The organism is Streptomyces sp. NPDC000345 (assembly GCF_042898825.1).
Classification (GTDB): Bacteria; Actinomycetota; Actinomycetes; order Streptomycetales; family Streptomycetaceae; genus Streptomyces.
On the sequence record NZ_JBIAZE010000033.1, the window covers coordinates 1 to 4,073 of the forward strand.

The window sequence follows — 4,073 nt, forward strand, 5'->3', positions numbered from 1 at the left end:
CGTCCGAACGGCCCACCGACACACCACCACACGTCACCACCCACACCCGGCCACCCACACCCGCGTCACCCAACGCCTGCAACAGGCTGGCGACCGCGCCGCACGCCTGTACGGCATCCGTGGCGGCTCCGGTGTCGAGGACGATCCCCGAGACCTCGCCGTCGGCGGCAGCCTCCAACCGAGCCGCGAGGGAGGCGCGTTCAAGGGCGGCGGGAAGTTCGATCAGCACGGGGGCGGCGCCGCGCGCGGCGAGTTCCGCCGTGAGGGCGTCCGTGGCGGCGTCCTGCGCGGCGCCCTCGGGCCGGAGTACGAACCACCGGCCGGAGAGTGCGGTGCCGGCCGACGGTTCGAGCGGCTTCCAGCGGGCCCGGTAGAGCCACTGGTCCGCCCGGGAGCGTTCCAGGCTGCGGTGCCGCCACGACGACAGGGCCGGGACCAGGGTGTTCAGGGACTCCTCGGCGAGCCCCAGCGACTCGGCGAGGGAACCGAGGTCGCCGCTCTCGACGGCGTTCCAGAACTCCGTCTCGGCGACGCCACCGGCCGGCCGCTCACCGTCCCCGCTGCGGCCCGCGGCCGGGCGGCCCTGGTCCGCCAGCCAGTAGCGCTGGTGCTGGAAGGCGTACGTGGGCAGCTCCACCCGGCGTCCGCCGGGCAGGACGTTCTCCCAGGCGACCGTGGCGCCGTGGGCGTGCAGCCGGGAGAGCGCCGTGACGATGGTGTCGGTCCCGTCCCGGTCCTTGCGCAGGACGGGGGTGAACAGGACGCTGTCGCTGTCGGCGGAGTCCGCGGCGGCGACCGCCTCCGGGCAGTCCTGGGCCAGTGCGGTGAGCGTGCCGTCGGGGCCGAGTTCGAGGTAACGCGTCGTACCGCGCGCGGCGAGGGTGCGCACGGCGTCGGCGAAGCGGACCGCCTGCCGGGCGTGTCGCACCCAGTGGTCCGGGGAGCACAGTTCCTCGGCCGTGGCGGCCGTGCCCGTGAGGGTGGAGACGATCGGGATGTCCGGTTCCGCGTAGGCGAGGCTCTCGGCCACGGCCCGGAAGTCGTCGAGCATCGGTTCCATCAGCGGCGAGTGGAAGGCATGGCTCACCCGCAACGCCGTGACCTTACGACCCTGGCCACGCAGACGCTCCGCGATCTCGCCAACCGCCTCGGCCGCACCCGAAACCACCACCGCACGCGGCCCGTTGACCGCGGCGACGCCCACCGCGTCACCCAGCAGCGGCAGCACCTCCTCCTCGGACGCCTGCACCGCCACCATCGCACCACCGGCCGGCAGCGCCTGCATCAGCCGGCCCCGCGCCACCACGAGACGACACGCGTCCGCCAGCGACCATACCCCCGCCACATGGGCGGCCGCGATCTCACCGATCGAGTGACCGGCCAGCACATCGGGACGCACACCCCACGACTCCAGCAGCCGGAACAGCGCCACCTCAAGGGCGAAGAGCGCGGGCTGCGCGTACTCCGTACGGTTCAGAAGATCCGCGTCCTCACCGAACACGATCTCCCGCAGGCCGAAGGGCAGCTCCGCGTCGACCGCGTCGAAGGCTTCGGCGAAGACCGGGTGCTCGTCGTAGAGCTCGCGTCCCATGCCCAGCCGCTGGGAGCCCTGTCCCGCGAAGAGGAACGCCGTACGGCCGTCCGGCTGGGCGGTGCCGGTGACGATGCCCTCGGCCCGGTCACCGGCGGCGAAGGCGGTGAGCGCGTCGACGAGCCGGGTGTGGTCGGAACCGATGACGGCGGCCCGGTACGGCAGAGCCGACCGGTGCGCGGCGAGCGACCAGGCGACGTCGAGGGGCTCGGCGCCGGGGTGTTCCCGCAGGTGCGCGAGGAGACGGGCGGCCTGGGCGGGCAGGGCTTCGGGGGTACGGGCGGACAGGATCCACGGCAGTGTCCGGGGGGCCCGCTGCGGCAACGCGCGGGAAGCGGTGGACGCCGTGTCGTCGGCGGCGGGTGCCTCAAGGTTCTCGGAGGTTTCCTCCGCGGGAGCCTCCTCGAGGATGGCGTGGGCGTTGGTGCCGCTGACGCCGAAGGCGGACACGGCGGCGCGCCGCGGCCGGCCCTCCTCCCCGGCCCACTCCCGCTCCTGGCTGAGCAGTTCGACCGCACCGGCCGACCAGTCCACGTGCGACGACGGCGCGTCCACATGCAGAGTGCGCGGAAGCAGAGCATGCTGCATCGCCAGCACCATCTTGATCACACCGGCGACACCGGCCGCCGCCTGCGTGTGCCCGATGTTCGACTTCACCGACCCCAGCCACAACGGCCGTTCACGATCCTGGCCGTAGGTGGCCAGCAGTGCCTGCGCCTCGATCGGATCACCCAGCGCCGTACCCGTGCCATGCGCCTCCACCGCGTCCACGTCCGCGGCCGACAGGCCCGCACCCGCCAGCGCGGCCCGGATCACCCGCTGCTGCGAGGGACCGTTCGGCGCGGTCAGACCGTTGGACGCGCCGTCCTGGTTGACCGCGCTGCCCCGCACCACCGCCAGCACCCGGTGCCCGTTGCGCCGCGCGTCCGACAGCCGCTCCACCAGCAGCATGCCCACGCCCTCGGACCACCCCGTGCCGTCGGCGGCCTCCGCGAACGCCTTGCACCGGCCGTCCTCGGCGAGCCCCCGCTGCCGCGAGAACTCCACGAACACACCCGGCGTCGACATCACCGTCACCCCACCGGCCAGCGCCAGGTCGCACTCGCCGCCCCGCAGCGCCTGCACCGCCAGATGCAGGGCGACCAGGGACGAGGAGCAGGCGGTGTCCACCGTCACCGCGGGACCTTCCAGGCCGAGCGCGTACGAGACGCGACCGGACACCACGGACGTGGAGTTGCCGGTGAGCAGATGGCCGCGCACGTCATCGGGGATGTCGCCGAGGCCGGCGCCGTACTCCTGGTTGCTGCATCCGACGAAGACGCCGGCGCGGCCGCCCCGCGCCGACTCGGGGTCGATGCCGGCGTGTTCGAACGCCTCCCAGGACGTCTCCAGCAGCAGCCGCTGCTGGGGGTCCATCGCGACGGCCTCGCGCGGCGAGATCCCGAAGAACGCGGGGTCGAAGTCGCCGGCGTCATGGACGAAGCCGCCCTCGCGGGCGTAACTGCCGTCCACGCGCCGGGCTTCCGGGTCGTAGAGCGCCTCGGCGTCCCAGCCGCGGTCCGTGGGCCATGCGGAGATGGCGTCGGTGCCGTCGGCCAGCAGCTGCCAGTAGTCCTGGGGGGACCGTACCCCGCCGGGGAACCGGCAGCTCATCCCGACGATCGCGATGGGCTCGTCCTCGCGGGCCTCCAGCTCCTGGAGCCGCCGACGCGTCTCGGCCAGGTCGGCAGTGACCCACTTGAGGTAGTCCCGGAGCTTGTCTTCATTCGCCATTGGAACGTGCCCCATACGTCGTAGCGGTAGGAACGGTTCGGCCTGCTGTGACCCGGGCGCTCAGGACCGGCCGAGTTCCCGGTTGATGAAGTCGAAGATCTCGTCGTCCGAGGCCGCCTCGAGGTGCTGGGTGACGGAGGCTTTGGGATCACCCTCGCTCTGATCACCCAGCTCGGTCAGCATGCTGCGCAGGCGCGCCTTCGCGAGAGTCCTGGCGCGGTTCTCTGGGGAAAGCCTTGAAATCGTGGCGGCCAGCCGGTCCAGCTCGGCCGCGAGGACGCTCTCCGGCTCCGCCTCCTCGGCGCCGAACAGCCCGGCGTCGAGGAAGGCGGCCAGATGGCGGGGGGTCGGGTAGTCGAAGACGAGGGTGCTGGGCAGCTTCAGGCCGGTCTCGGCGGCGAGCCGGTTGCGCAGCTCGACGGCGGTGAGAGAGTCGACGCCGAGCTCCCGGAAGGCCTGGCCCGATCCGACGCCGCCGGTGTCGCCGTGTCCCAGTACCTCGGCGGCCCGCCTGCGCACCAGGTCGAGCAGTGCCAGCCCGCGCTCGTCCCCCGACAGCCCGCCCAGCTTCTCCTTCAGCCCGAAGTCGCGTGGGCCGTCCTGCTGCCCGGAGGCCGCCGTGGTGGTGAGGGCGGTGCGGGCTTCGGGAAGACCGGCCAGCAACGCGCTGGGCCGCACGCTCGTGTACGCCGGAGCGAACCGCTCCCAC

At 73.0% G+C, this 4,073-nt stretch carries 2 protein-coding genes; both read right to left on the reverse strand.

Features of this window, described 5'->3' with window-relative positions:
- The coding region (locus ACFY30_RS39255) for a type I polyketide synthase (protein ID WP_390849938.1) at positions 1-3,364 on the reverse strand (3,364 nt) is incomplete at its 3' end.
- Between the two features lie 60 nt (positions 3,365-3,424).
- A partial coding sequence (locus ACFY30_RS39260; protein WP_390849939.1) for a phosphopantetheine-binding protein occupies positions 3,425-4,073 on the reverse strand: 649 nt, incomplete at its 5' end.